This is a genomic window from Burkholderia sp. YIM B11467 (genome assembly GCF_052952715.1).
On the sequence record NZ_JBQVSQ010000014.1, the window covers coordinates 43,173 to 65,987 of the forward strand.

General features: G+C 67.5%; 19 protein-coding genes. 10 read left to right on the top strand and 9 right to left on the bottom strand.

Annotated elements, in window-relative coordinates; all coding sequences use genetic code 11:
* The first annotated feature begins 165 nt into the window (after positions 1-165).
* Positions 166-369, top strand: a complete 204-nt coding sequence (locus ACTRWB_RS33265; RefSeq protein WP_006477070.1) for a cold-shock protein — start codon at positions 166-168, stop codon at positions 367-369.
* 96 nt (positions 370-465) lie between these two features.
* Here the strand turns inward: ACTRWB_RS33265 and ACTRWB_RS33270 are convergent, their stop codons facing one another.
* The 3 genes from ACTRWB_RS33270 to ACTRWB_RS33280 all read right to left on the bottom strand — a co-directional run bounded on the left by ACTRWB_RS33270 (position 466) and on the right by ACTRWB_RS33280 (position 3,950).
* Entirely contained in the window at positions 466-1,716 is a 1,251-nt protein-coding gene (locus ACTRWB_RS33270) for an Hsp70 family protein (RefSeq protein ID WP_048251010.1), read from the bottom strand.
* A gap of 187 nt (positions 1,717-1,903) precedes the next feature.
* Positions 1,904-2,509: a nitroreductase family protein gene (locus ACTRWB_RS33275; RefSeq protein WP_446904397.1), complete on the bottom strand. Its 606-nt coding sequence runs from the start codon at positions 2,507-2,509 to the stop codon at positions 1,904-1,906.
* A gap of 157 nt (positions 2,510-2,666) precedes the next feature.
* Positions 2,667-3,950, bottom strand: a complete 1,284-nt coding sequence (locus ACTRWB_RS33280) for an MFS transporter (protein WP_446904448.1) — start codon at positions 3,948-3,950, stop codon at positions 2,667-2,669.
* Positions 3,951-4,170: 220 nt separating this feature from the next.
* Here ACTRWB_RS33280 and ACTRWB_RS33285 point away from each other — a divergent pair, with 220 nt between their 5' ends.
* Positions 4,171-4,791 (top strand): TetR/AcrR family transcriptional regulator, encoded by a 621-nt coding sequence (locus ACTRWB_RS33285; protein WP_446904398.1) that lies wholly within the window; start codon positions 4,171-4,173, stop codon positions 4,789-4,791.
* A gap of 73 nt (positions 4,792-4,864) precedes the next feature.
* Positions 4,865-5,437, top strand: a complete 573-nt coding sequence (locus ACTRWB_RS33290; protein ID WP_446904399.1) for a DUF1415 domain-containing protein — start codon at positions 4,865-4,867, stop codon at positions 5,435-5,437.
* Positions 5,438-5,486: 49 nt separating this feature from the next.
* On the opposite strand, the gene ACTRWB_RS33295 is transcribed toward ACTRWB_RS33290, so the two are convergent.
* The 3 genes from ACTRWB_RS33295 to ACTRWB_RS33305 form a co-directional block, all read right to left on the bottom strand.
* The gene (locus tag ACTRWB_RS33295; RefSeq protein ID WP_343494140.1) at positions 5,487-6,377 is read right to left on the bottom strand and encodes a class I SAM-dependent methyltransferase; all 891 of its coding nucleotides are present in this window, start codon (positions 6,375-6,377) and stop codon (positions 5,487-5,489) included.
* Positions 6,378-6,466: 89 nt separating this feature from the next.
* On the bottom strand, positions 6,467-7,609 hold the full coding sequence (locus tag ACTRWB_RS33300; RefSeq protein WP_446904400.1) for a methyltransferase: 1,143 nt from the start codon (positions 7,607-7,609) through the stop codon (positions 6,467-6,469).
* Positions 7,610-7,727: 118 nt separating this feature from the next.
* The gene (locus ACTRWB_RS33305) at positions 7,728-8,222 is read right to left on the bottom strand and encodes an LEA type 2 family protein (RefSeq protein ID WP_446904401.1); all 495 of its coding nucleotides are present in this window, start codon (positions 8,220-8,222) and stop codon (positions 7,728-7,730) included.
* 642 nt (positions 8,223-8,864) lie between these two features.
* On the opposite strand from ACTRWB_RS33305, the gene ACTRWB_RS33310 reads away from it, so the two are divergent.
* On the top strand, positions 8,865-11,033 hold the full coding sequence (locus ACTRWB_RS33310) for a M1 family metallopeptidase (RefSeq protein ID WP_129513591.1): 2,169 nt from the start codon (positions 8,865-8,867) through the stop codon (positions 11,031-11,033).
* A 141-nt stretch (positions 11,034-11,174) separates the two neighbouring features.
* Here ACTRWB_RS33310 and ACTRWB_RS33315 read toward each other — a convergent pair whose 3' ends face one another.
* Positions 11,175-12,095, bottom strand: coding sequence for a LysR family transcriptional regulator (locus ACTRWB_RS33315; RefSeq protein ID WP_446904402.1), 921 nt, complete (start codon positions 12,093-12,095; stop codon positions 11,175-11,177).
* 160 nt (positions 12,096-12,255) lie between these two features.
* On the opposite strand from ACTRWB_RS33315, the gene ACTRWB_RS33320 reads away from it, so the two are divergent.
* Together ACTRWB_RS33320 and ACTRWB_RS33325 are read left to right on the top strand one after the other, a co-directional pair.
* On the top strand, positions 12,256-13,233 hold the full coding sequence (locus ACTRWB_RS33320; protein WP_446904403.1) for a quinone oxidoreductase family protein: 978 nt from the start codon (positions 12,256-12,258) through the stop codon (positions 13,231-13,233).
* 24 nt (positions 13,234-13,257) lie between these two features.
* A complete protein-coding gene (locus ACTRWB_RS33325; protein ID WP_446904404.1) occupies positions 13,258-13,410 on the top strand; it encodes a DUF1427 family protein in 153 nt (50 codons plus the stop codon).
* A gap of 21 nt (positions 13,411-13,431) precedes the next feature.
* On the opposite strand, the gene ACTRWB_RS33330 is transcribed toward ACTRWB_RS33325, so the two are convergent.
* Together ACTRWB_RS33330 and ACTRWB_RS33335 are read right to left on the bottom strand one after the other, a co-directional pair.
* Positions 13,432-14,460, bottom strand: a complete 1,029-nt coding sequence (locus ACTRWB_RS33330) for a transporter (RefSeq protein WP_446904405.1) — start codon at positions 14,458-14,460, stop codon at positions 13,432-13,434.
* A 206-nt stretch (positions 14,461-14,666) separates the two neighbouring features.
* A complete protein-coding gene (locus ACTRWB_RS33335) occupies positions 14,667-15,620 on the bottom strand; it encodes a phage tail protein (RefSeq protein WP_446904406.1) in 954 nt (317 codons plus the stop codon).
* Between the two features lie 121 nt (positions 15,621-15,741).
* Between ACTRWB_RS33335 and ACTRWB_RS33340 the strand changes: the two genes are divergently transcribed.
* From ACTRWB_RS33340 to ACTRWB_RS33355, 4 genes are all read left to right on the top strand, one after another.
* Positions 15,742-16,587 carry a M15 family metallopeptidase gene (locus ACTRWB_RS33340; RefSeq protein WP_129513586.1) on the top strand — a complete coding sequence of 282 codons (846 nt, stop codon included), beginning with the start codon at positions 15,742-15,744 and terminating at the stop codon, positions 16,585-16,587.
* Between the two features lie 304 nt (positions 16,588-16,891).
* On the top strand, positions 16,892-20,836 hold the full coding sequence (gene tssM, locus ACTRWB_RS33345; RefSeq protein WP_419686052.1) for a type VI secretion system membrane subunit TssM: 3,945 nt from the start codon (positions 16,892-16,894) through the stop codon (positions 20,834-20,836).
* Positions 20,833-21,822: a type VI secretion system-associated protein TagF gene (tagF, locus tag ACTRWB_RS33350; protein WP_048251022.1), complete on the top strand. Its 990-nt coding sequence runs from the start codon at positions 20,833-20,835 to the stop codon at positions 21,820-21,822. Before tssM ends, tagF begins: the two co-directional genes overlap by 4 nt.
* A 4-nt stretch (positions 21,823-21,826) precedes the next feature.
* A complete protein-coding gene (locus tag ACTRWB_RS33355; RefSeq protein ID WP_446904407.1) occupies positions 21,827-22,777 on the top strand; it encodes an OmpA family protein in 951 nt (316 codons plus the stop codon).
* Positions 22,778-22,815 lie beyond the last annotated feature (38 nt).

Genomic DNA, 22,815 nt, shown 5'->3' on the forward strand with positions numbered 1-22,815 from the left:
ATCGATTAGCCGTATAAAGGACTTCGCAGGATTTCAAGCGGCGAGTGAATTGGTTCTTTCGTAGTTCGCCCATCAACGGTACTCCGGTTGGTCCTATTACCCCTTCCTTGATTTTCCGCACCCCATGGGCCTCGGCCCCGTTTTATCTTTTTAGGAACAAGTAACATGGCAACCGGTACCGTCAAGTGGTTCAATGACGCAAAGGGCTTCGGCTTCATCACCCCGGAAGGCGGCGGCGACGATCTGTTCGCGCACTTCTCGGAAATCCGCGTCGAAGGCTTCAAGACGCTGCAAGAAAACCAGAAGGTTGAATTCGAAGTGAAGACGGGCCCGAAGGGTCTGCAAGCTGCGAACATCCGTCCGGTCTAAGCTTGGCGCGATAATTCGTGTAAAAAAGCCCCGCTTCGGCGGGGCTTTTTGTTTTTCTGCGCTAATTCGGCACGGCGGTAATGCAACCGCCTACGTTTAGCCAAACAGCCGCTGCGCATGAATGCCGAGCCCCGTCGCGACACTCGCGAGGCGATCGCCGAACACCGGTTGCGCCTCCGGAAATGCGCCCGCGAGCGCGCCCGACAGGAACGCGAGGCCCGTCGAGCCGCCGGTGAAATACAGCGCGCCGACGTCGCGCGGCGCGATGCCCGCAAGCCGCACCGTCTCGCGCGCGGCGTCGACGATGCGCGCGGTGTCGTCGTGGCTCGCATCGACGAGGCGGTCGGCATCGAACGCGATCAGCAGGTCCTCTTCCACGTCGTTCAGGTCGATCATCGTCTCCCCGCCCGCCGCGACACCGATCTTCGCTTCTTCCGCGCGCGCCATCAGCGCATGCCCGAGCCGCTGCTCGACCACGCTCGTGAGCCGGTCGTACTGTCGCGCATCCTGGTACAGGTGCTTCATCAGCTTCAGCTCGCCGACCCGCTTCGGCGTGTAGACCGTGTTGATCAGGTGCCAGGTCGCGAGATCGAAATAGATCTTGTTCGGCAGTTCGCGCCCTTCCGGGTCGAGCGAACGGTAGCCGAACGCGGGCAGGATCGCCGCCAGCTCGACGCGCCGGTCGTAGTCGGTGCCCGCGACGTGCACGCCGTGGTGCGCCAGCACGTCGTCCTTGCGCTCGAGCCGCGCCATCCGTTCGGGCCCGACGCGCACCAGCGAGAAGTCGGACGTGCCGCCGCCGATGTCGGCGACGAGCACGAGGCGCTCGGCCTGCTGGCGCGATTCGTAATCGAATGCGGCGGCGATCGGTTCGTACTGGAAGTGAACGTCCGCGAAGCCGACCGATTGCGCGGCCGCCTCGAGCTGATCCTGCGCGAGGCGGTCGGCGCGCGGATCGTCGTCGACGAAGAACACCGGCCGGCCGAGCACCGCGCGGCCGATCGGCGCACCTGCGCGGGCTTCGGCCTTGCGCTTCAGGTGCGTCAGGAAGCGCGCGATGATTTCGGTGTACGCGATCGCGCTGCCGTCGCCGAGATCGGTCGTCGTTTCCGCGAGCGGCGAGCCGAGGATGCTCTTCATCGAACGCATCAGCCGGCCGTCGAAACCGTCGATATAGGAGGCCAGCGCCGCACGGCCGTATTCGACCGTCTCTTCGTCATTGTTGAAGAAGATTGCGGTGGGCAGCGTCAGGTGGTCGCCCTCGACGGGCGCGAGGCGCATGCCGTCGCCGTCGGGCAGCGCCACGGCGGAATTGGACGTGCCGAAATCGATCGCGCAGTAAGTCATGGGAAGTTGCCGCAGCAGGGCCGGCGCGAAAACGGAAAGGACCGGCTTTTTAACATGAAGCCCGCGGGATCACAACCGGGCCAGCCACCAGTGCCGCGGAACGGGCTTCGGTGGCACCGGCGCGCGGCCTGGCGCGCCGGGGAGACGCGCGGACGGGTTGCACGACGCAACCCGTCCGCCTGGCGGATCAGGCTGCCGCGTCGAAGCTCTTCTTCCACGCGCTCGCATACACGACCTCGCCGATCGCATGGCGCGTACGCGGCGCCTTCTCGCGATCGCGCAGCACCGGATCGAGCTTGTCGACGTTGCCGTAGTGGCCGATCGAGATAATCGACGGGATCGCGACGTCGGCCGGGATCTCGAACGCGTCGCGGAACGCCTTCGCGTCGAAACCGCTCATCTGGTGCGCGGCGAGGCCCAGCGCGTGCGCCTGCAGCACCAGCGACATCGCGGCGGCGCCCGCGTCGTACAGCGCGGTCGGCGCCGGCTCGCCCTTCGGCGTGAGCGTGTGCGCGGTCACCGCGATCAGCACGGGCGCCGGCGCATTCCAGCCCTGGTTGAACGGCACCAGCGTCGCGAACGCGCGCTTGAAGGCGTCTTCGTCCTGCGTGCGATCGAATACGATGAAACGCCACGGCTGCGCGTTGTACGCGGACGGGGCCCAGCGCGCGGCTTCGAGCACCGCGTGCAGATCGCCGGCGCTGACCGGCTCATCCGAATACGCGCGCGGACTCCAGCGGCCCGCGATCAGATCGTGAATCGAAACAGTGGTGGGAGCAGGTTTGACGGACATGCGGTTCCTCGCTGACATCGATGAAGGGGCGCGAACGCCCCGGCAAACCGCAAGCATACCCGCTTGAGCCATTACGCGCCCGATCCTCCCGCGCTATGCAAATCATCGTGCCTGCATAGGCCGGCCGCAGGCCGCACGGCCAGCCGGGCCGCCGCGGTCAGGCCGCCTGCGCGGCCGCACGCGACGGGCCGCGGTTGATCCGCAGCACGATCAGCGCACCGACGATGCAGAGCCCGCCCGAGATCATCGACGCGATCGTGTAGGTACCGAGGCTCGCGCGCAGCATCCCCGCGCCAAGCGCCGCGAACGCCGCACCGAGCTGGTGGCCGGCGACGATCCAGCCGAACACGACCGGCGCCGCTGCCTTGCCGAACACATCGGTGGCCAGCCGCACGGTCGGCGGCACCGTTGCGATCCAGTCGAGCCCGTAGAACATCGCGAACAGCGGCAGCCCGAAGAAATCGATCCCGAACGCGTGCGGCAGGTAAATCAGCGACAGCCCGCGCAGCCCGTAGTACCAGAACAGCAGCACGCGGTTGTCGTAGCGGTCGGACAGCCAGCCCGACAGCGTCGTGCCGAACAGGTCGAACACGCCCATCGCCGCGAGCAGCGACGCGCCCTGCACTTCGGTCATCCCATAGTCGCTGCACATCGCGATCAGGTGCGTGCCGACATAACCGTTGGTGCTCGCGCCGCAGATGAAGAAGCTGAAGAACAGCAGCCAGAAGTCGCGCGAACGGCTGGCCGTCAGCAGCGTGCGGAACGCGACCGCGAGCGGGTTCTCCTTCGTCGTGTCGGGCGCGGGCGGCGCATCCGCCGGCTCGCCGTACGGGCGCAGCTTCACGTCGGCCGGCCGTTCGGGCAACAGGAACGCGACCAGCGGAATCACGATCGCGGCCGCAATCGCGACGACCAGCACGACCGGCCGCCAGCCATGGTGCTGCGCGATCGCCGCCAGCATCGGCAGGAACACGAGCTGGCCGGTGGCGGTGCTCGCGGTCAGGATGCCCATGATCAGGCCCCGACGCGCATGGAACCAGCGCGTGACGAAGGTTGCGGACAGCGTCAGCGCGACGACGCCCGACGAGCAGCCGACCATCAGGCCCCAGATCAGCACCATCTGCCAGCTGTGCGTCATCATCGACGACAGCGCAACGCCCGCGCTCATCGTCACGAGCGCGGCGAGGATCGTCGGGCGCAGCCCGAAACGCTGCATCGCGGCGGCCGCGAACGGGCCCGTCAGGCCGTACAACGCGATGTTCACCGAGATGGCCAGCGAAATCGTCGCGCGGCTCCAGCCGAGTTCGCGCTCGAGCGGCACCATCAGCACGCTCGGCGTCGCGCGCGTGCCGGCTGCCGCCAGCAGGATCAGGAATACCACCGCCGCCGCGAGCCATCCGTAGTGGAAGCGCCCGCTGATTCGTGTCACCACCCAATTCATCTTCATGCTCTCCCGTTGGCGGCTCCGGCGCCATCGCACCTGCTCCACCCCACCCAGCCAGGCCACCTCCGCCGCACACCGCATCGGCTGACCCGGGCCGATGCTTGGCATTTGTCTGTCGATCCGGCCGGCATTGTTACCGATCGGTCACAACTGTGTTGCGATCGTAGTTACCAGTCGGTAACATGTCAAGCAATTCACCACGCAGTCGAGGGTCATCATGTCGGGCATCGAGATCGCCAAACCGCTTGCGCGCCGCACGCGCCGGTCGATCGACGGAGCCACCGCGCAGGAGCACCTGCTGCGCGCCGCCGAGGAGCTGTTTTACAAGGAAGGTGTTCGCACGGTCGGCGTCGAGGCGGTCGTGGAGCGCGCGGGCGTCAACAAGATGAGCCTGTACCGCCAGTTCTCGTCGAAGGACGAGCTGATCCTCGCGTATCTCGAACGGATGGACGCGTGCTTCTTCGAGCGTCTCGATACGAGCGCCGCGAAGCATCCGGGCCAGCCGAAGGCGCAATTGATCCAGTATTTCGTCGATCTTGCCGAGCGCGCAACCCAGAAGGACTACCGCGGCTGCCCGTTCGTCAACGTCGCCGCCGAATTCCCGGATGCGTCGCACCCGGCCCGCGAGCGCGTCGCGCAGAACAAGGAACAGTTGATGAAACGGCTCGTCGCACTATGCGAAGGTGCCGGCGCGCGACAGCCGAAGGCGCTCGCCGATGCGCTCGCGCTGGTGGTCGAAGGTATCTACGCGGCAAGCCAGACCTACCGGCACGGCGAAACGCCGATCGGCACCGCGCCGGCGCTCGTCACGCAATTGATCGAAGCCGCGTGCGCATGACGCGCCGCGCACGCCCGGCACCGGCGTGCCCGCTACAATGCGGCCCTCGCTCTCCCGCCCGATTGATTTCACGATGACCGACACCCGCCCCGAATCGCACGACGACATCCTCGCCGCCACGCGGCACTGGCTCGCGCGCGCGGTGATCGGGCTCAATCTGTGCCCGTTCGCGAAAAGCGTCTATGTGAAGGAACAGGTGCGCTACGCGATCAGCGCAGCGACGACGCTGGAAGACGCGCTCGCCGAGCTCGAAACCGAGCTGCGCGCGCTCGACGCGGCGGACCCGCAGCAGGTCGACACGACGCTCGTGATCTTCCCGCATGCGTTCGCCGATTTCGTCGACTACAACGATGCGCTGTTCTTTGCCGACCGGCTCGTGCAGCAGTTGCGGCTCGGCGGCGTGCTGCAGATCGCGAGCTTCCATCCGCACTACCGCTTCGAAGGCAGCGAACCCGACGACATCGAGAACTATACGAACCGCGCGCCGTATCCGATCCTGCACCTGCTGCGCGAGGACAGCATCGCGCGCGCGGTCGCCGCGTTCCCGGACGCGTCCGCGATCTACGAAAGGAATCAGGAAACGCTGCGCCGCCTCGGCCACGACGGCTGGCGCGAATGGATGCGCCGGCCGGGCGACGACGTCTGACGCGGCGTGCAACGTGCGCCTCGCGCCGCGCCGTCCGTCCGTCCGCGCGTCAGCCCTCGACCGGCTCGACGGCGTCGCCGTCCGCCGCCGCGGCTTCCGGCACGAAGAAGCGCGCGTTCAGTTCGGCCAGCCCGAACATGCCGAGGATCTCGTTCAGCCGCTCGCCGGGCCGCCGGCGCGGCAGGTTCTTGTACTGCGCGATGATCAGCTCGTTCTTCATCGAATGCTCCCAGCCGACCAGCTCGGTCACGCTCACCTGGTAGCCGTGCGCCTCGAGCTGCAGGCAGCGCAGCACGTTGGTGATCTGGCTGCCGAATTCGCGCGTATGCAGCGGATGCCGCCATACCTCGGTCAGCGCATTCGCGAGCGACTTGCCCTTGTTCCGGCGCAGCACGCCCGCGACTTCCGCCTGGCAGCACGGCACGAGCACGATGTGCTGCGCGCGCTTCGCGAGCGCGAAGCGGATCGCGTCGTCGGTCGCCGTGTCGCACGCGTGCAGCGCGGTGACGACGTCGACCGTTTCGGGCAGCTGCGGCGACGTGATCGAATCGGCGACCGACAGGTTCAGGAACGACATGCCGCCGAACCCGAGCCGCGCGGCCAGCTCGGCCGAGCGCGTGACGAGCTCCTCGCGCGTCTCGATCCCGTACACGTGCGACGCGAACGCCGGCGTGCCGTGCCCCGGCTGCTGCTTGAAGAACAGGTCGTACAGGATGAAGCCGAGATACGACTTGCCGGCGCCGTGATCGACGAGCGTCACGCTGCCCTTGTCGGCCTGCACGCCGGCGAGCAGCGGCTCGATGAACTGGAACAGGTGATAGACCTGCTTCAGCTTGCGGCGGCTGTCCTGGTTCAGCTTCCCGTCGCGGGTGAGGATGTGCAGTTCCTTCAGCAGCTCGACGGACTGCTCCGGACGGATTTCGTGGGTCTTGTTCGACATCTGGAAGCGGCGCCGGGCCACGGTCGGTCGACCACGGCCCGGCGGCGGGAATTCGTGAGGAATGGCGACAGTTTACCGAAAATACGCGGTCAGGCTCGGGTGCCGAGCCGCCAGAGCGACGTGACCTCGGCGCGGCGGGCCGCGTGCAGCGGATCGTCGGCATCGGTCGACTTCGGATGCGCGGGACGGATATCGTCGCGGCCGAGCACGACGAGGCCCGCTTCGTCGATCCATTGCAGCAGCGTGTCGCGCGATCGCAGGCCGAGATGCTCGGCGAAATCGGACAGGATCAGCCAGCCCTCGCCGCCCGGTTCGAGATGCGCGGCGAGCCCCGCGAGGAAACCGCGCAGCATGCGGCTGTCGGGATCGTAGATCGCGTATTCGATCGGCGCGCTCGGCCGGGCCGGCACCCACGGCGGATTGCAAACCACGAGCGACGCACGGCCGGCCGGAAACAGGTCGGCTTCGACCACGTCGACCCGGTCCGCATGACCGAGCCGCGCGACGTTCTCGCGTGCGCAGGCCAGCGCCCGCGCATCCTGGTCGGTCGCGACGACGCGCTCGACGCCGCGCGACGCGAGCACGGCCGCGAGCACGCCGGTGCCCGTGCCGATGTCGAACGCGAGCGACGTCGCCGGCAGTTTCGCGCGCGCGACGAGTTCGACGTATTCGCCGCGCACCGGCGAGAACACGCCGTAGTACGGATGGATCGGCGCGCCGCCGAGCGCCGGGATCGGCACGCCCTTCTTGCGCCATTCATGCGCGCCGACGAGGCCGAGCAGTTCCCGCAGCGACACGACCGACGGCGCGCCGCCGGGCCCGTACGCCTCCTCGCATGCGGCGCGCACGTCGGGCGCGCGGCGCAGCGGGATCGTGTAGTCGGCGTCGAGCGGGATCAGCAGCATCCCGAGCGTGCGGGCCCGCTGCGACTGCGCGAGACGATGCAGGTTGAACGCGTCGACGCCGGCCACGGCTTTCGCCTCTTTCGCCTTCTTCGGCTTGCGCTCGACACGGCGCGCCATCGCCTGCACGAGCTGGCGCGCATTCTGGAAATCGCCCTGCCAGACGAGCGCGGTGCCCTCGCAGGCAAGGCGGTAGGCTGCATCGGCGGTGACGCGGTCGTCGGCGGACACCGCGCGCTTCGGCGGTTGCACACCGGCTTCGGAGCGCCAGCGCACGGCATGATCGGCGCCGTCGGCGTCGGTCCAGTGGAAAACGGGGAAATCGGTCACGCGAGCTCGGTTACGGTTGGCTTCAACAGGCGGCGGCGTCGCGCCGCGCGGCTCACACCATACCGCGCTTTGCCCGCGCGGCAAAGCGCGCGCACGGGCCCGCGACCGGGCGCGCCGTTCAGCCGCCCCACCCCGGCATCGCGGGCATGCGCAGCGTCCCCGCGTCGTTGAAGTGCACGGTGCCGAGCACGCCGCCCGCGAGCCGGCCGCGCAGCGCATACGGCAACTCGCCGTTCGCGGCCGCGCCGGGCAGGTTCCACGCCTGCCGCGCGGCCGCGAATGCCGACACGGAAACCGGCACGTCGAGCACGGCCTCGCCGAAACGCGGCACGGTGCCCGAGCGATCGCTGACGCCACTCGCGAACGCGGTGCCGTTCAGGTCGAGCGCAACCGAGATGCCGTCGTATTCGATCGGCGCATCGTTCGGGTTCTGCACGCGCAGCTTCAGGCTGAAACGCATCTCGAGCCCTTGCCCGACGAGCGGGTCGAGCCCGACGACCGTCACGCTCACGGGGTCGCGCGACAGCGCCGCGCAACCGCCGAGCAGGAACACCGCGGCGCACAGCAGCAGCACGGCGCGCAGCGGCGCGATACGGAACAGGGCACGTGACATGGGAGGGCCTCCTCGCGGCAATCGGTGATCGAATCGTCGATGCATTGTACCGAGCACGCCCCGCTGCGCCGGGATTCGTAGTTTTCGCAGCCGCGCAAGATCGTTAATAGATTAAAACTACGAAATCACCAGCTAAACGGAAAGCGCATTAATGACTTCCAGCATTCAATGAAGCGCGCAGAAATCAATAGGCGCACTTTCTAAATTTTTCGTTTCCTTTACCTAAAACCATCAAGTATATTTACGCATCCTTCGAGCAAGCCGACAAACCTTGAAGCCGCATGACGGTGATTTTACGGAATGGCGACACGCCTTCCTGCCGTCCGGTGGCCGGGCCCGGCCAGCCCCGTAGGTCGTCGATTCAAAGGGATTGCGCGCCCGTGCCGGGCGTGCGGCTCCGTGTCGTGCGCGCGAAATCAATTCAGTACAACACGCGTCCGGCCATTTTGAACCGGCAAGTTAACCGACATCCGGAAATCCAGAGGGGGCAGTAAACCATGATTACCTACACGTAGTCGGCCGCCGTCTTTTCGAATAATCCGTCATTAGCATTTTCTTCGCTGTTGATTAACGGCGAGGGGCTTGCTTTTGCCGGCGCTTTCGCAGCACTGAACGATTCTTTCTACAATCGAGGTTTCAGTCATGTCGATCAACATTCGCAAGATGCGTTATCTGCCGCTCGTTGCCGCACTCGCGCTCGCCGGGTGCGGCGGCGACGATGGCGGCGTGGGCTCGGCTTCCGCGCTCAGCTCCGCCGGCGCGCCGCAACCGGGCTCGTCGCCCGCCGTCACCGCGCCGCCGAGCGCATCCAACGTCGACAAGAGCGTATCGCCTGTCGAGCTGCCGGACACCGTGGTGCCCGTGAACTACCGGCTGTGGTTCCGCCCGAACGAAGCGCTGAACGCGTTCGACGGCCGCGCCGACGTCGAGATCAAGGTGCTGAAGCCGGTCAACAACATCGTGATCGCCGGCCACCGGATCAAGTTCACGAACGGCCGCATCACGCTGCAGCCGGGCAACATCCAGCTGATCGCGACGCCGCAGGACAAGGGCGACTTCTACCAGCTGCGCCCCGTGAGCGGCACGATCTCGCCGGGCACCTATTCGCTGCACATGGAATGGTCGGGCATCATCAACTTCAAGTCGTATGACGATCCCGTCGCGAAAACGGGCGGCAGCTGCGGCAACGATCCGTATCCGGGCTGCTCGGCCGCGGAAGGCATCTTCCGCGTCGACCTGAAGGGCACCGACGGCAAGACGAGCGGCGCGATCCTCACGCAGGGCGAAACCAACCTGTCGCGCCAGTGGTTCCCCGGCTGGGACGAGCCGGCATTCCGCCCGACCTATGAAGTGACGGCCGAAGTGCCGCAGAGCTGGCGCGTCGTGTCGAACGCGGCCGAGAAGCCGTCGACCAGCATCGGCGGCGGCTACAAGCTCGTGCAGTTCGACAAGACCCCGCCGATGCCGTCGTACCTGCTGTTCTTCGGCGGCGGCCTGTTCGACACCTACGAGGACGACTTCACCAGCCCGCTGCCGGGCGGCAAGGGCGGCCTGCACCTGCGCGTGTTCACGCCGCCGGGCATGAGCGACTGGGCGAAGCCGGCGATGGACCGCACCAAGCAGGCGCTCGACTTCTACTACCGCTACACGGGCATCGCGCTGCCGCTCACGAAGTTCGACACGGTGGCCGCGAACGACGCGTTCAAGGAGCAGAAGGACCTGAACTTCGGCGGGATGGAGAACTGGGGGTCGATCCTCGAGTTCGCCGACGACATCCTGCCGCAGCCGGGCCAGCCGATGTCGCACTACGGCAATGAGGTGCTGACGCACGAAGTCGCGCACCAGTGGTTCGGCGATCTCGTCACGACCGACTGGTGGGACAACGTGTGGCTCAACGAGTCGTTCGCGACGTTCTTCGAGACGAAGACGACGATCCAGTTCTTCCCCAACGAGTTCAGCTGGCTCGACCAGGTGAAGAACAAGTACCGCGTGATCAATCGCGACATCGGCCCGAACGCGTTCCCGGTCGCGCCGAACTTCAACGGCTGGGCGTCGAACGACTTCGTGCTGAGCGCGAGCGCGTTCACGTACGACAAGGGCGGCCACGTGCTGAAGACGCTCGAGAACTATCTCGGCGAACAGACGCTGCGCAAGGGTCTGCAGCAGTACCTGGTCGACTACTCGTTCGGCAACGGCACGCCGAAGCGCCTGTGGGATGCGCTGTCGAAGGAGAGCGGCCAGTCGATCGGCGCGATCGGCGACAGCTACGTGCGTCAGACCGGCGTGCCGCTGATCTCGCTCGACACACAGTGCGACCTGACGAAGAACCAGACGATCGTCACGCTGAAGCAGCAGCCGTTCCCGAACAAGAACGCGTATCCGGGCCTGCAGTGGACGGTGCCGATCACGCTCGCGTATGGCCAGGGTCTCGCGAAACGCACGACGCTCGCGCTGAAGGATACGCAGACGCAGACGCGGATCGACGGCTGCACGGGCGTGGTCGCGGACCCGAGCGGGCTTGACTACTACGTCGTGAACTACAGCGACGCGGCCTGGAGCGGGCTGCTCACGCAGGTCAACCGCTCGACCGATCCGGTGCTGCTGTCGAACCTGCAGAGCGAGGCCGCGCTGCTCGTCGCGAACAACCTCGCGCCGGCTTCGCGCTCGACGTCGATCGGCTCGGTCGCTTCGCCGGCCGCGATGAAGCTGCGCCAGACGCCGACCTTCGACGGCATCGCGCCGACGACGAAGGAACGCCCGGCACTGCAATACCAGGGCATCTTCAAGCCGCGCAAGGTAGTGACGCAGTAACGGGTTGCGCCCGGCCGGTGCCGCCCAACTTGCGGCGCCGGCCGGCGTACCAGTCTCCCCGACCTTTGACGGGCCTCGCGAGCGAGGCCCTTTTTTATTTCCGCACGGCCCCGTCGCCGCGCCCCACGCGCCCGCTCGCCGTCACGCCCATGCGGCGTCCCACGCCGGCTGCGCGAACCACGTCGCCAGGAACGCGACGAGCCGCGATGCGCGGGCGCTGCCGCGCGCCTGCTGGCGCAATACGTGGATCGTCGCGGGCTCGGGCACCGCCGCGTATTGCGGGAGCACCGCGCGCAGCCGTCCGTCGCGCAGCGCGTCGCCCGCAAGCCAGGTCGGCAGGTGCGCGAGCCCGAGACCATCGATCGCGGCTTCAAGCAACGCCTCCGAATGATTGCTGCGAAACCGCGGCTGCGCCGGCGCGTGCCGACGGTCGCCGAAGTGCCACGCGCCCGGCGGCGGTGCGCCCTGCCACGCGAGGCAGTCGTGCCCGGCGAGGGCGTCGGGCGAATCGGGCTCGCCGCGCCGCGCGAGGTAGGCCGCGCTCGCGCACAGCACGCGCCGCTGCGGCGCCAGCACGGTCGCAACGAAACGCGTGTCCTCGAGCGGGCCGATGCGCACCGCGAGATCGACGTCGGAGCCGAGCCGTGCGCCTTGCAGGTCGACCATGCTGTCCGTCAGCATCAGGTCGACCTGCAGCGCCGGATGATGCTGCATGAACGCGGCGAGCGCGGCCATCAGGTGCAGCCGGCCGAACGGCGCCGGACAGTCGACGCGCAGCAGGCCGCTCGGCTCGTCGTGCTGGCTGTGCAGGTCTTCCTGCAGGCCGCGCAGCTCGGCCAGCATCCGCGTCGCGCGCCCGTACAGCAACTGCCCGGCCTCGGTCGGCCGCAGCGCATGCGTGGTGCGATGCAAGAGGCGGATGCCGAGCTGCGCCTCGAGCCGGTCGATGCGCCGCGTGACCGACGACGCGGCGACGCCCAGCCGGCGCGCGGCCGCCGAGAAGCTCTGCTGGTCGACCACGTCGACGAACAGCGCCAGATGCGGGGAAAGGAAGTCGTCCATTCGGGGGTCTCGGGGTTTGCTATGCGCAAATCGCAAAACAATCATCCGCCTTTGCGTGTTTCCGCGTCAAATCGGGCCGACTAGACTGCAGTCATCCTTTTCATCCGTTGCACGCGCCGGCCTGCCGGGCCGCACGGCAACCACCTTCACGGAGATCATCATGCGCAGCATCCGCTTCGACGCGCCCGCCGCCGACATCGAGTCGCTCGACGCGCGCGTCAGGGAAATCGACCCGCCCGTGCCGGCCGACGGCCAGCTTCTGATCGAGGTGCGCGCGGCCGGCGTCAACCCGAGCGACGTGAAGGCCGCGCTCGGACGCATGCCGCATGCGGTGTGGCCGCGCACGCCCGGGCGCGACTGGGCCGGCGTCGTGCGCAGCGGCCCTGCCGAATGGATCGGTGCACCCGTGTGGGGTTCCGGCGGCGACCTCGGCGTGGGGCGCAACGGCTCGCATGCGGAATGGCTCGTGCTCGACGCGGCACTGGTGCGCCGCAAACCGGGCGTGCTGACGCTCGACGAAGCGGCCGGTATCGGCGTGCCGTTCGTCACCGCGTACGAGGGCTTGCGCCGGGCCGGCATGCCGGCCGCCGGCGACGTCGTGCTCGTGTTCGGCGCGAACGGCAAGGTCGGCCAGGCCGCGATCCAGCTCGCGACCGCGCGCGGCGCGACCGTGATCGGCGTCGAGCGCGGACCCGGCGGCTATCGCGGCCATGCATCGGGCGACGTGCACATGATCGACGCGTCGAGCGGGCCGGTCGCCGATGCGGTGCGCGCCGCAACCGGCGGCCACGGCGCGGACATCGTCTACAACACGGTCGGCAGCCCGTATTTCGAAGCCGCGAACGCGTCGATGGCGATCGGTGCGCGGCAGATCTTCATCTCGACGATCGACCGCAGCGTGCCGTTCGACATCTTCGCGTTCTATCGCGGCCAGCACACGTACGTGGGGGTCGACTCGATCCAGCTCGACGGCGCCGCGGTCGCGCAGATCCTCGACACGCTCGCGCCCGGCTTCGGCAACGGCACGCTGCGCCCGTTTCCGATCAGCGACGATCACGTGTACCCGCTCGAGCGCGCGCACGACGCGTATCGCGCGGTGCTGGCCGGTGCGCGCGAGCGCGTCATCCTCAAGCCCTGACACCTGGCCGCACGGGAGACCGCCATGATGGATTACGTGACCTCGCTCGCGGTAGGCCTTGGTGTCGGCGTGCTGTACGCGCTGCTGCACGTGCGCTCGCCGGCCCCGCCGTTCGTCGCGCTCGTCGGCCTGCTCGGGATGGTGATCGGCGAGCGCGCGATCGCGCTGCTGCGTTGATGTGCCGATGCGGCGCCGGTGCTAGCGGTCGTCGCGACGACGGAACGCCCACCATGCGGCGAGCCCGGTGAAACCCGCGACGAGCAGCACCATCAGCCAGAAGCCGTGCTTGTTCTCCGAGAACGGCACACCGCCGACGTTCATCCCGAAGAAACCGGCGACGATGTTGATCGGCAGCGCGATCACGGTCACGAGCGTCAGCGTGAACAGCGTCCGGTTGTTCTGCTCGTCGAGGCGCGATCCGATCTCTTCCTGCAACAGCTTGATCCGCTCGTTGAGCCCCGACAGATCGGCGAGCACCAGCGAGAACTCTTCGGTCGATTCGCGCAGCTCCTGCACGTCTTCCGCGTGCAGCCATGCGGGCGGCTTCGCGAGCAACCGGAAGATCGACCCGGGCTCGGGCGCGAGCATGCGCTGCAGCCGTGTCAGCGTGCGGCGCATCGCACCGAGCTCGATGCGGCTCGACGTGAGCCGCTGCGACAGGAAGCGATCCTCGATGCGGTCGACGTCGACGCTCGTGCGCCGCATGATCTGAATCAGCAGGTCGGCCTGGTCACGCAGCAGGTGCACGAGCAGTTCCGCGGGCGATCGGAACTGCTCGCCGTCGCGCACGCACGCGCGCAGCGTGTCGACCGAGCGCAGCGGCTTGAGCCGCGCGGTGACCATGATGCGCCGCTCGACGTGGACGAACAGCGTCGCAATCTCCGACGGCGTCAGTTCGAGGTTGAACATCACGTCGTTGACGACCGCGCGCAACGCGCCGTCCTCCTGCTCGATGCGTGTCGAGCGCGAACCTTCGTGGAGGAATGCGAAGAAGCTGTCGGGCAGCGCGAGATGCGAGCGCATCCAGCGCTCGCTCGCGCCGTGCGCCAGATTGAAGTGCAGCCAGACGAAATCGCCCGACACGGCTGCATCGTGCGCGCGGCACGTGTGCAGCCACTCGGCGGCCGCGCCGGCATCGAGCGGCGCGCCGGATCCGCCCGGAACGAAGCGGAATCCGCACACCATGCCGGACGTATCGGCGCCGTAAGTCTGTACGATCAGGTCCATCGTGTCGAAGGTCGTGCGGCGCGCGGCGCGCCGCGCATCGCGGGTCGCGGGCCCGCGCCGGGAAAAGAAAGGAGACGTATGCCCGACGGGCGTGACGCACGCGTGACAGCGTCACGCGGCATCATACCGGCTGCTTCCCTGCCCCAAAAGCAACGCGCCGCCCAACGGGCGGCGCAGGTACGGCATGACGGCTCGTGCAAGACGGGTTACTGCCGCGTCTCCGACTGCGCGGCGCTCGGACACGCCGGATCCTTGCCCCAGTGGCCGTCGCAGACACGCCAGCGGCACAGCTGATCCTCGAAGAAACCGCGCTCCGAACACTCCTTCACGCGCGCCCCGAGCGAGCCGGCCGTCGCCGCCGTCTTGGTCGGCACGGCCTGCGCCTTCTGCGCGGCGAGTTTCTTGTCGGCCGGCTTCGTGCGCGCGACGAGCGCCGCGAGCAGATCGGCATCCGGATCGTCCTTCCCGCCCGCCTTCGCGCTCGCGGTACGGGTCGGCGTCGCATCGTGGCGCTTCTTCGCCTGTGCGAGCTCGGCCTCCTGTTCCTTGCGATGCTTGCGGGCTTCGGCCTTCGTCTCTGCCTTGCCATGCGCCGCGACCTTCGCGCTCTTCGCGGCGTCGGCTTTCGCGGTTTTGGTCGTCGCGGCCGCGGCGGCCGTGGCGGCTGCGGCAGCACCGGCCGTGGCCGCGCCCGATGCGTCGTCGGCGCCGCTGGCGAGCGCGCGCGACAGGCGGCTGTTGTCCGCGGCGGACGCGGACGATGCGGATGCAACGGTCTGGGAGGCCGAATCGTCGTTGACGATCGTGGCCGGCTGCGCGGCGGGCGCGGTATTCTGCGCGACCTGGACGGCGGCGTCGCTGGCCGGTACGGCCTTGGCCGGTGCAGCTGCCGCAGGCGCGGCGGCCGTGACGGCGGCGGCCTGCTCGCCCGTATGCTGCTGCATGCGCCACGCGCCCCAGCCGCCGACGGCAACCACCAGTGCGACGACGGCCGCGATCGGCGCCTTCAGCGAACGGCGCGGAGATTCGGCCGGCGGCGTGACACGTCCTTCCAGATTCGCGAGAATGCGCGACTGCTGAGCTCCTCCGTCGCTGGCCGGTTTAGTATCCGACAGCAGGCTGGGCGGAGTTTTCGAATTTGAATTTTCCGGCGCACTCATTCAGCGTCTCATTGAATCCTGGTTTAATTCACCGCGATAATATAGCCCGGCCTCTCGAAGCAGCCTGATTCTAAGAGCAAGCATTGCAAAACACAATCAATTCCAATTTCCGGGGATTTCGTTGATTGCCGTCGCACTCGTCGCCTATTTCGCCCTTGCCGTCGCGGTTGCGGCACTGTTGCTTTTACCGGGTATCCGCGCGACCGTTTTCGAATCGGTTGCCCAGTTTCACGGCCGTCTTACGCGCCGTGCGAACGATCGCGCCACGCGTACGCGAAGTCAGATTGTTAAATCGGCAAGCGTTACGCGCGGCGCTTTAAACGACGTGCAAAATTTACTGGTTCGCCGGCGCTTGATGATTATGGTATCGGCAGGTATTCTTGCGACGCCGCCATTGGTCGCCATTGCGTTACGCGGCCGGCAATTGTTCCAGTACGACGACACGGCGCGCGTGCCCGACGAGAAGATCGCCGCGCTGCTGCAGGGCGAACAGCTCGTGCCGCCGCCGCCGCTGCCGCCGGAAGTCTTCGCCACCAAGGAAGTCGAACAGGTGCGCCCGGCGCTGAAGGATGCGAGCCGGGACTGGAACCTGCTGGATCCGGATTTCCGTACGCGTTTGCTGCTGGTCTACAAGATCATGCACGAACAATATGGTTATGAAATGGCGCTGCTGGAAGGTTACCGGAGCCCGGAACGGCAAAACCGGCTGGCGCAGATGGGCGGCAACGTGACCAACGCGGCGGCCTTCCAGAGTTATCACCAATTCGGGCTGGCGGCCGACAACGCATTCCTGCGCGACGGCAAGCTGGTCATTTCCGAGAAAGATCCGTGGGCGATGCGCGGCTACCAGTTGTACGGCCAGGTCGCCGAGCAGGTCGGCCTGACCTGGGGGGGCCGATGGAAAATGATGGATCTCGGGCACGTGGAATACCATAAACCCGGTTTTAAACTGGGACGCGGCAGCTAGCCATGGCTGCCGGACAGGAAATAATGAGGGCGGCATGGGGCTTTTTAATATCCCGGCAGGAAACGATATGGGCGGCGTAAAGAATCGGGCATTCCGGTGCGTGATTTCTTTCGGCCGCCACTTCCGTTTTAAATCTCACAGCGTCCTTTCATTAATGCGCGCGCCTTCTCCGATGCCGCGGGCGCATTGATGCCAGCCCCCTTCTTCATCCCGTTTGACAGCGTGGCGACACATCGCGGCGCCACCCTTGCCGCTCGGCGCGCCTGCGTCGCCTCACCGAATCGCACCGGAACCTGAACGTCCTATGCAACGCATCCTCAACGTGCTGACTCATCCGCGTACGCTCTCGATCGTCGGGATCGTCGCGCTTGCGGCCATCCTCTTCATCGTCGCCGACATGCTGCAGCTGCCGCTCCTGTGGGCGGCGATCGCCTTCGCGGCGATCCTCGCGCTGTGGCTGGTCGTCGCGCTGTTGCGCCGCTGGCGCGTGAAGCGCGCGAACCAGCAGCTCGGCCAGGTGCTGGAAGAGCAGGCGGAAACCGGCAAGATCACCGCGCCCGCCGCCGCCGCGCTAGCGCCCGACGCGAAGACGGCGGACCTCGACGTGCTGCGCACGCGCCTGTCGGACGCGGTGAAGACGATCAAGACGTCGAAGATCGGCCAGGTCTCGGGCGGCTCCGCGCTGTACGAACTGCCGTGGTACATCGTGATCGGCAACCCGGCCGCGGGCAAGAGCAGCGCCGTGCTCAATTCCGGCCTGCAGTTCCCGTTCGCGGACAAGAACAGCGCCGTGATCCACGGCATCGGCGGCACGCGTAACTGCGACTGGTTCTTCACGACCGAAGGGATCCTGCTCGACACGGCCGGCCGCTATTCGGTGCACGAGGAAGACCGCAGCGAGTGGCTCGGCTTCCTCGGCCTGCTCAAGCGCTATCGCCCGAAGGCGCCGATCAACGGCATCATCGTCACCGCGAGCATCGCCGAACTCACCGGCAACCGCCCCGAATTCGCGATCAACCTCGCGAAAAACCTCCGCCAGCGCGTTCAGGAGCTGACGGAAAAACTCGAGGTGTTCGCGCCGGTCTACGTGATGTTCACGAAGGCCGACCTGATCACCGGCTTCACCGAATTCTTCAGCAGCAACGACAAGCACGAGTACGACCGCGTGTGGGGCGCCACCCTGCCCTACGAGCCGGACGACAAGCGCGACGTGGTCGCGCAGTTCGACACGCACTTCGAGGAACTCTATGAAGGGCTGAAGGAGATCAGCGTCGCGCAGCTGTCGCTGTCGCGCGGCAACCAGCTGTCGCCGGGCCAGTTGAGCTTCCCGCTCGAATTCTCGACGATCAAGCCGTCGCTGCGCGCGTTCCTCGCGACGCTGTTCGAGAACAACCCGTTCCAGTACAAGCCGATCTTCCGCGGCTTCTACTTCACCAGCGCGCTGCAGGAAGGCGAAACCAACAGCGCGGCCGCGCAGCGCATCGCGCACCGCTTCGGCCTCGACGCGAACGCGCTGCCGAAGCCGCACAGCGCGTTCTCGAAGAACGGCTTCTTCCTGCGCGACCTGTTCTCGAAGGTGATCTTCGCGGACCGCCAGACGGTGCGCCAGTTCGCCAGCCCGAACAAGACGCGGCTGCGCTACGCGACCTTCTTCGGCTTCGTCGCGGCGCTCGCGATCGCGCTCGGCGGCTGGACCTGGTCGACGATCGGCAACCAGCAGCTCGTGTCGAACGTGCAGGCCGACCTCGACAACGTCACGCGCCTGCAGCAGGGCCGTAACGACCTGCAGTCGCGCCTGCAGGCGATGGACATCCTGGAAGACCGGATCGAGCAGCTCGAACAGTTCCGCCGCGACAAGCCGCTGTCGGTGTCACTCGGCCTGTACCAGGGCGACCGTCTCGAGCAGCACTTGCTGACCGAGTACTACAACGGCGTGCGCCAGATCCTGCTGGCCCCCGTGTCGCAGAACCTGGCCTCGTTCATGAAGGACGTGAACGCGCACCCCGAACAGCTCGTGCCGATGACGCGCCCGCCCGAGTCGGGCGCCGTGCAGGCCGGCGCGCTGCCGGTCTCGACGAACGCGGCAGGCGCCACGCCGCTGGCCGGTGCCGCACTGGCCGCGTCCGGCACCGCGCCGGCCGCCGCGCCGCAACAGGCGGCCGCACCGCAGGGCGGCCTCTACAGCGACGCGTCGCCGACCAACGTGCAGGACGCGTACAACGCGCTCAAGACGTACCTGATGCTGTCCGACAAGCGTCACGTCGAGCAGGCACACCTGACCGACCAGCTCGCCCGCTTCTGGCGCGGCTGGCTCGAGACGAATCGCGGCAACATGCCGCGTGACGAGATGATCAAGAGCGCGGAGCGCATGATCTCGTTCTACCTGTCGCGCGTGAACGACGACGACTGGCCGATGATCGACGCGAACCTCGCGCTCGTCGACCAGACCCGCGAGAACCTGCGCCGCGTCGTGCGCGGCATGCCGGCCCGCCAGCGCGTCTACGAGGAAATCAAGGCACGCGCGTCGACCCGCTTCGCGCCGATGACCATCGCGCGCATCGTCGGCGACGGCAACCAGGGGCTCGTTGCAGGCAGCTACGCGATTCCGGGCACGTTCACGCGCGAAGCGTGGTTCGACTATGTGCAGCCGGCGATCCGCGACGCGGCGACCAAGGAACTGCAGGCGAAGGACTGGGTGCTGAACACGTCGACGCAGGACGACCTGACGCTCGAGGGCAGCCCCGAGCAGATCCAGAAGACGCTCGTCGGCATGTACAAGACCGAGTACGCGCAGCACTGGCAGAAGTTCATGCAGGGTATCGCGGTGCAGGGCTTCAGCAGCTTCGGCCAGGCCGTCGACGGGATGAACCGCCTCGGCGACCCGCAGGATTCGCCGATCCGCAAGATCCTCGAAACCGCGTACGACCAGACGTCGTGGGACAACCCGTCGCTCGCGAACGTGACGATCAAGAAGGCGCAGACCGGCGTCGTGAACTGGGTCAAGCAACTGTTCTCGCGCTCGCAGGCCGGCCAGGTGGCGGCCGCCAACATCGACATCAACGGCAATCCGGCCGAGGTGCCGATGGGTCCGATCGGCCAGGAGTTCATCGGGCTCGCGCGGATCGTCGCGACGCATGACGGCACGTCGATGCTCAAGGGCTACATGGATTCGCTGTCGAAGGTTCGTACCCGCTTCAACGTGATCAAGAACCAGGGCGACCCGGGCCCCGGCGCGCGTCAGCTGATGCAGCAGACGCTCGACGGCAACGGGTCGGAACTCGCCGATTCGCTGAAGCTCGTCGACGAGCAGATGCTGACGGGCCTCACCGATTCGCAACGCAAGTCGCTGCGTCCGCTGCTCGTGCGGCCGCTGATGCAGGCATTCGCGGTCGTGATCCAGCCGGCCAGCGCCGAGGTCAACAAGGTGTGGAACGCGCAGGTCTACCAGCCGTTCCAGAACTCGCTCGCGACGAAGTACCCGTTCGCGGCGAGCGCGAAGGTCGAAGCCGGCGCCGGCGAGATCGCGCAGGTGTTCGGTCCGGACGGTTCGATCGCGAAGTTCGTCGGCACGACGCTCGGGCCGCTCGCGGTGCGCCGCGGCGACACGCTCGCCGCCCGCACGTGGGGCGACATGGGCATCGGGCTCACGCCGGACTTCACGAACGGCTTCGCGCGCTGGGTTGCACCGCTCGCGGGCGGCGCCGCAGGCAGCGCGGCCGCGGCGTCCGAGCCGCAGACCGTGTTCCAGATCCTGCCGCAGCCGAGCACGGGCACGACCGAATACACGATCGCGATCGACGGCCAGCAACTGCGCTACCGCAACACGCCGCCGCAGTGGACCAACTTCGTGTGGCCGAACCCGCAGGGCTCGCCGGGCGCGACGCTGTCCGCGACGACCTTCGACGGCCGCACGGTGCAGCTCGTCAACGAGCCGGGCCGCTACGGTCTCGAAAAGCTGATCAACTCGGCGCAGCGCAAGCGCCGTCCGGACGGCACCTTCGACCTGACGTGGGTGCAGGGCAGCGTGAACGTGTCGGTGACGATGCGCATCATCAGCACGTCGCAACCGTCCGGCGGTGGCGGCGACCAACCGCAGCAGCAGAGCCTGCGCGGCCTGCAGCTGCCGTCGTCGGTCGCCGACGCGAGCGCGGGCGCCGCGCAGAACGCGACCCAGTCCGGCACGGGCACGCCGGGCGCAGCGCCGGCCGTCGCGGCCGCCAACGCAACGAATGCACAGGGGGCGCAATGACGCAAACCGTACAGGCGCAAATCGCCTACTTCGGCAAGATTCCGTCGCGCGGCGACTTCGTGAAGAGCCCGCACAATCCGCAGTTGCTGCAGACGCTCGATCGCTGGATCGCGCAGGCGCTCGAACTGCTCGCGGAAGATCCGCGCTGGAAGCTCGTCTACGAGGATGCGAAGCCGATGCATTTCGCGTTCCTCGGCTCGCGCAGCAAGCTCGCGATCGCGGGCCACATGGTCGCGAGCCACGACGTGTCGATGCGCCGCTTCCCGTTCCTCGGCGCAACCGCGCTCGAGGTCGACCGGCCGCTCGCGTTCCTCGCGCGCAGCCCGCTCGCATTCGCACGGCTGTGGTCGCGCGTCGCCACGCAGATCCCGCCGCTGCTCGGCAAGGACGAGCCACCCGGCGCGCTGCAGGCGCTCGGCGACACACAGGTGCCGATCGACGTCGGCGGCCCCGGCACGTCGCATGACGGCACCTTCAACGATTTCGTCGAACACCAGTCGCTGTATGGGCTCCAGCAGATGCTGCTCGAAAGCGGGCACCCGGTGCGGCTGCGCGGCGCGATGCTCGCGCTCGGCTCGCTGCTGCGGCCGGTGATGCAGAGCGGCTCGTCGCACATCGAGCGCGGCCTGACGCTGCCGCTGCCGGTCGATCCGTTCTACCGCAGCCTCGTCGCCGCGTTCTGGCTCGAACTGATCGCGCCGTTCGTCGCGCAGGCCGACTTCGAGCTCGCGATCTTCATCGGCACGATCGCCGAGCGCGAACGGCTCATCATCGGCTTCAACGGTGCGTCGGCGAAGACGCTGCTGAGCGTTGTCGACCCGCAGACCTACGCCGCCCACAACATCGACATCGACGATCCCGAGTGGATCGACGCCCATGCGCAAAACGATCATCAGATCAGCAAGCTCGTCAGCTACCTCGACCAACCGCAACTCTCGCTGCGGGTCGCCATCGACGCGTTCCGCGAAGCGTTCATCGGAGGCTGACGGGATGCATCGCACGATTCACGTCCGGCGCGCACGCTTCTCGCCCGCCCTCGCCGCCCTGCTCGCCGCCGGCCTCGTTGCCAGCGGCGCGAGCTTCGCGCAGAACACCGGCGCGACCGTCACGCCGGTCGGCAACGGCACGGTCACGACGACCGCGCTGCCGTCTGCGAACACGAACCCCGGCACCGCGCCAGCAACCGCGTCCGGCACGGTGGTGCGCGGCACGGCCGGCACCATCACGCCGCCGCCCGCGAACGCGGCGCCCGGCCAGGTGGTCGTCGGCGGCAAGGTGCCCGACGAGGCGACCAAGGCCGCCGTGCTGCAGAAGCTGCGCGACACCTACGGCGCGACGAACGTCGTCGACCAGATCGAAGTCGGCGACGTCGCGACGCCGCCGAACTGGAGCGCGAACGTGCAGAAGCTGCTCGGCGCGCAGCTCAAGCAGATCAGCAAGGGGCAGCTGAAGATCAACGGCACGCAGATCGAGATGAAGGGCGAGGTGCACAACGAGGCGCAGCGCCAGCAGCTCGCGAGCGACATGGCGAACACGCTGAACCCGACCTACACGATCAAGAACGGGCTGCGTGTGTCGGCGTCCGAGCAAGGCGTGCTCGACCAGACGCTCGCGAACCGGACGATCGAGTTCGAGACGGGCAGCGCGACGCTGACGCCGCAGGGCAAGCTGATCCTCGACCAGATGGCGGCCGCGCTCTCGAAGATGCAGAACCGCACGGTCGACATCATCGGCCACACCGACAACTCGGGGAACCGGACGTCGAACATCGCGCTGAGCCAGGCGCGCGCGGATGCGGTGAAGGGTTACCTGATCACGAAGAGCATCCCGCCGCAGCAGATGACGACGACGGGTGTCGGGCCGGATCAGCCGATCGCGCCGAATGATACGGCGGATGGACGGGCGCGGAATCGGAGGATCGAGTTCCGGGTGGGGCAGTAAGAGATCGACACGGGCCCCTTCGCGTGGAGCGGCCCGGC

What these genes read in the sequence shown, in the direction of transcription:
- ACTRWB_RS33265 (WP_006477070.1), top strand. Translation starts at nt 166, where the DNA reads ATGGCAACCGGTACCGTCAAGTGGTTCAATGACGCAAAGGGCTTCGGC.
- ACTRWB_RS33270 (WP_048251010.1), bottom strand. Translation starts at nt 1,716, where the DNA reads ATGACTTACTGCGCGATCGATTTCGGCACGTCCAATTCCGCCGTGGCG.
- ACTRWB_RS33275 (WP_446904397.1), bottom strand. Translation starts at nt 2,509, where the DNA reads ATGTCCGTCAAACCTGCTCCCACCACTGTTTCGATTCACGATCTGATC.
- ACTRWB_RS33280 (WP_446904448.1), bottom strand. Translation starts at nt 3,950, where the DNA reads ATGAATTGGGTGGTGACACGAATCAGCGGGCGCTTCCACTACGGATGG.
- ACTRWB_RS33285 (WP_446904398.1), top strand. Translation starts at nt 4,171, where the DNA reads ATGTCGGGCATCGAGATCGCCAAACCGCTTGCGCGCCGCACGCGCCGG.
- ACTRWB_RS33290 (WP_446904399.1), top strand. Translation starts at nt 4,865, where the DNA reads ATGACCGACACCCGCCCCGAATCGCACGACGACATCCTCGCCGCCACG.
- ACTRWB_RS33295 (WP_343494140.1), bottom strand. Translation starts at nt 6,377, where the DNA reads ATGTCGAACAAGACCCACGAAATCCGTCCGGAGCAGTCCGTCGAGCTG.
- ACTRWB_RS33305 (WP_446904401.1), bottom strand. Translation starts at nt 8,222, where the DNA reads ATGTCACGTGCCCTGTTCCGTATCGCGCCGCTGCGCGCCGTGCTGCTG.
- ACTRWB_RS33310 (WP_129513591.1), top strand. Translation starts at nt 8,865, where the DNA reads ATGTCGATCAACATTCGCAAGATGCGTTATCTGCCGCTCGTTGCCGCA.
- ACTRWB_RS33315 (WP_446904402.1), bottom strand. Translation starts at nt 12,095, where the DNA reads ATGGACGACTTCCTTTCCCCGCATCTGGCGCTGTTCGTCGACGTGGTC.
- ACTRWB_RS33320 (WP_446904403.1), top strand. Translation starts at nt 12,256, where the DNA reads ATGCGCAGCATCCGCTTCGACGCGCCCGCCGCCGACATCGAGTCGCTC.
- ACTRWB_RS33325 (WP_446904404.1), top strand. Translation starts at nt 13,258, where the DNA reads ATGATGGATTACGTGACCTCGCTCGCGGTAGGCCTTGGTGTCGGCGTG.
- ACTRWB_RS33330 (WP_446904405.1), bottom strand. Translation starts at nt 14,460, where the DNA reads ATGGACCTGATCGTACAGACTTACGGCGCCGATACGTCCGGCATGGTG.
- ACTRWB_RS33335 (WP_446904406.1), bottom strand. Translation starts at nt 15,620, where the DNA reads ATGAGTGCGCCGGAAAATTCAAATTCGAAAACTCCGCCCAGCCTGCTG.
- tssM (WP_419686052.1), top strand. Translation starts at nt 16,892, where the DNA reads ATGCAACGCATCCTCAACGTGCTGACTCATCCGCGTACGCTCTCGATC.
- tagF (WP_048251022.1), top strand. Translation starts at nt 20,833, where the DNA reads ATGACGCAAACCGTACAGGCGCAAATCGCCTACTTCGGCAAGATTCCG.
- ACTRWB_RS33355 (WP_446904407.1), top strand. Translation starts at nt 21,827, where the DNA reads ATGCATCGCACGATTCACGTCCGGCGCGCACGCTTCTCGCCCGCCCTC.